Consider the following 3,067-nt stretch of genomic DNA (forward strand, 5'->3'; position numbering starts at 1 on the left):
GTGGGTTCGTAAATCCTGTCATCACTCCAGTTGAAGATGAAAATGGAACAATTACTGAGTTTAAAATGTCATGGCCTGAATCATTTGAAGAGCAAATGCTTTACTATGCAAAGAACTATGGGTTTCTAACTAACGATTAATTGTATTGATTAAACCTTATGTAAAAAGCTGTCAGATTTTATTTCTGTCAGCTTTTTTTATTTCATCAAAAATTTTATGAGAAATAAAAAAAGGATGAACGATATAAACCCAACCAACACCCAACCAACACCTTTGTAGTTTTTTTTATGAAGTTTTTTGTCTTTGTTATAACTGTAAATCATTAAGATAACAAAAGCAATGAAAAATAAAATTGCAACAATCCATTGACCGGAAGTAAACATAAATGTGTAGATTTATAAAATGTAAAATTACAACCAAAATTTAAAATATGAAGCGAAAAATTGAAGCAGTCTCAGAATTTCACAGTGCCTTTGGTTTAGGAATAAAAAGCAAACCAGCAGCAGACTTGGGTGAGGCCAAAAACTTACTGCGCTATAAGTTAATGCGTGAAGAGAATGAAGAATATTTGGAAGCAGCCAATAATAATGATTTAGTTGAAGTTGCAGATGCACTGGGAGATATGTTGTATATACTTTGCGGTACTATCATAGAACATGGTATGCAAGATGTAATTGAAGCCGTGTTTGAGGAAATTCAAAGAAGTAACATGAGTAAGCTGGGAGCAGACGGAAAACCAATTTACAGAGAAGACGGTAAAGTTCTCAAAGGACCCAACTATTTCACTCCCAAAATTGGAAAAATATTGGAAAGTAAAAGTTGATTTTTTAAATTTTTAAAGTCCAGTTAAACGTATCTTCAACAAGGTTGTACTGAATATCTAGCAGGCTTTTTTTCATGCGTTTTGCAAATGAATCTTCCTGAGGTGTCAATTCAAAATAATCCTCTTTATACCCAAATCCTGATACCGGACTTATCACAGCGGCAGTGCCTGCGCCAAAAATTTCTTTAAGACTTTTGTTTTTGGCAGCTTCAAGGAGTTCTGAAACTGTGATTTTTCTAACTTCAGTAGAAATACCTTCTCGTTCTGCTAAAGCTAAAACACTTTTACGGGTCACACCATCTAAAATTCTGTCACTTGTGGGGGCTGTTACTAGAGTATTATTAATTCTAAAAAACAGGTTCATAGTGCCTGCTTCTTCAAGGTATTGGTGAGAGCAATCATCAGTCCAGATAATTTGATCAAAACCTTTTTCTTTTGCAAGACTAGTTGGGTAAAACTGAGCGCCGTAATTTCCTGCAGCTTTGGCAGCCCCAACTCCTCCATTAGCAGCACGACTGTATGTTTCGGCGATTAAGACCTTAACATCACCGGTATAGTATGCTTTAACAGGGCAAAGTAATATCATAAACTTATAAGTTCCAGACGGAGCTGCAGAAACTCCCACTTGATCACCAAAAACAAATGGACGAATGTAGAGTGAGTTTCCATATCCTTTTGGAACCCATTTTTTATCCATTCGAAGTAAGGTCAAAAACACTTCTCTTGGAAGTTCAGGCATTGCAAGTCTTTTAGAAGACTTATTTAATCGTAAAAAATTTTCTTCAGGTCTGAATAACCAAACTTCATCTTGATCATCCCTGTAAGCTTTCATACCTTCAAAAACTGCCTGCCCATAATGAAATACTCTTGCTCCCGGAGAAATTGTTAATGGACCATAGGGTTCAATCACAGGGGTTTGCCACTTTCCATTAACAAACTCACAAGTCAACATATGATCAGTAAAAACGTTCCCAAAAGTTAAATTGTCAAAGTCAACCTGGTCCAGTCTTGATTTTTCAGCTTTATTAATTATTATTGGAAGAGTGTTGTTTTCTTGCATTATTAATTTTTTTAAGGCACCACAAAAGTAGTCATTTTTTTAAGCTTTTAAAATTTAAAAATTTCATAAAATTGCAGTATATTTAAAGATTATTCCAATAACAAGATTTAATTAAACAAAAATGAAAAAATCACTTTTAATTTTGAGCATCTTATTAACATTAACGCTCGGAGCTTGTAAAAACAATCCTGAAAACCAGCAAGTCTCGGCAGACGAATTGGTTGAAGAAATATCATTTGCTTCTTTTGGTGAAAGTATAAGCCAGGAAGAAGCGATTTCAAAGGAAGAAATGGCAACACTTTTTGAAAACTTAAAACCCGGAGACACAGTTGATGTAAAATTTACCTCAACAGTTAATGAAGTTTGTCAAAGTAAAGGTTGCTGGATGAAAATAGATTTAGGAGATCAAGAAACTATGGTCCGTTTTAAAGATTATGGTTTTTTTATGCCTAAAAATATTGCCGGCGAAGAAGTCATTCTTGAAGGTAAAGCCTATGTAGAAGAAATGAGTGTGGAGGAACAACGTCACTACGCAGAAGATGCTGATGCCTCTGATGAAGAAATCGCGAAGATTATTGAACCTAAAAAGACGCTTTCTTTTGAAGCGAAAGGAGTATTATTAAAGGAATAATATGTTCAGATTCTTTCTTATATTGCTTTTTGTTGTTTGCTCTTCTTGTAAATACGAAAGCCAAAAATCATCCCAAAACTTTGGTTCTGATTCTGAAGAAAAAAAATATGATTTGTATGAACCTTCAGAAATGGCACTTCATATGAATGTGATGTTTGACATTCAAAAAAGCATTAAAGAAGACATCCAAAATGGAACTACTCCAACGGATTTTCCTGAAGAAATCTTAAAGATTCACTCAGCTCAAATGTCTGATTTCAAAGAGCGAAACCAGACATTTGAAGCTTATTCTCATTTGTTTGTAGAAAAGTTTGAATTAATTTTTGACTCTACATCCCAAGTTCCTCTTGAAAAGCGATACAATGACGCTGTAAAACTCTGTTTAAACTGTCATCAGACTGAATGTACAGGTCCCATTCCTCGAATCAAAAAATTATTAATAAAGTAAACCTTGAACCGAAAAGTGATTATAACAGCCGACGGATCCACTACCATACATTTGGATGACTGGGAAGAAAGCTATCACTCTAAACACGGGGCAATTCAAGAAGCT

4 protein-coding genes and 1 pseudogene are annotated in these 3,067 nt (G+C 34.6%); 4 read left to right on the forward strand and 1 reads right to left on the reverse strand.

The features are described from left to right. Positions 1 to 430: 430 nt before the first annotated feature. Positions 431 to 823, forward strand: coding sequence for a nucleoside triphosphate pyrophosphohydrolase family protein (locus AACY61_RS11270; RefSeq protein ID WP_339611686.1), 393 nt, complete (start codon positions 431 to 433; stop codon positions 821 to 823). 4 nt (positions 824 to 827) lie between these two features. Here the strand turns inward: AACY61_RS11270 and AACY61_RS11275 are convergent, their stop codons facing one another. Beyond that, positions 828 to 1,883 carry a branched-chain amino acid aminotransferase gene (locus tag AACY61_RS11275; RefSeq protein WP_339611687.1) on the reverse strand — a complete coding sequence of 352 codons (1,056 nt, stop codon included), beginning with the start codon at positions 1,881 to 1,883 and terminating at the stop codon, positions 828 to 830. A gap of 121 nt (positions 1,884 to 2,004) precedes the next feature. Between AACY61_RS11275 and AACY61_RS11280 the strand changes: the two genes are divergently transcribed. The 3 genes and pseudogenes from AACY61_RS11280 to AACY61_RS11290 all read left to right on the forward strand — a co-directional run. Then, positions 2,005 to 2,514: a DUF4920 domain-containing protein gene (locus tag AACY61_RS11280; protein ID WP_339611688.1), complete on the forward strand. Its 510-nt coding sequence runs from the start codon at positions 2,005 to 2,007 to the stop codon at positions 2,512 to 2,514. 1 nt (position 2,515) lies between these two features. Then, positions 2,516 to 2,962, forward strand: a complete 447-nt coding sequence (locus AACY61_RS11285) for a hypothetical protein (protein ID WP_339611689.1) — start codon at positions 2,516 to 2,518, stop codon at positions 2,960 to 2,962. Between the two features lie 3 nt (positions 2,963 to 2,965). Next, a pseudogene (locus tag AACY61_RS11290) lies at positions 2,966 to 3,067 on the forward strand (SAM-dependent methyltransferase); the annotation flags it as partial.

It is taken from the genome of uncultured Planktosalinus sp., from assembly GCF_963973675.1.
Taxonomy (GTDB): domain Bacteria; phylum Bacteroidota; class Bacteroidia; order Flavobacteriales; family Flavobacteriaceae; genus Planktosalinus.

Bases quoted from the DNA above. Each gene is read 5' to 3' on its own strand.
- AACY61_RS11270 (WP_339611686.1), top strand. From the start codon at position 431: ATGAAGCGAAAAATTGAAGCAGTCTCAGAATTTCACAGTGCCTTTGGT.
- AACY61_RS11275 (WP_339611687.1), bottom strand. From the start codon at position 1,883: ATGCAAGAAAACAACACTCTTCCAATAATAATTAATAAAGCTGAAAAA.
- AACY61_RS11280 (WP_339611688.1), top strand. From the start codon at position 2,005: ATGAAAAAATCACTTTTAATTTTGAGCATCTTATTAACATTAACGCTC.
- AACY61_RS11285 (WP_339611689.1), top strand. From the start codon at position 2,516: ATGTTCAGATTCTTTCTTATATTGCTTTTTGTTGTTTGCTCTTCTTGT.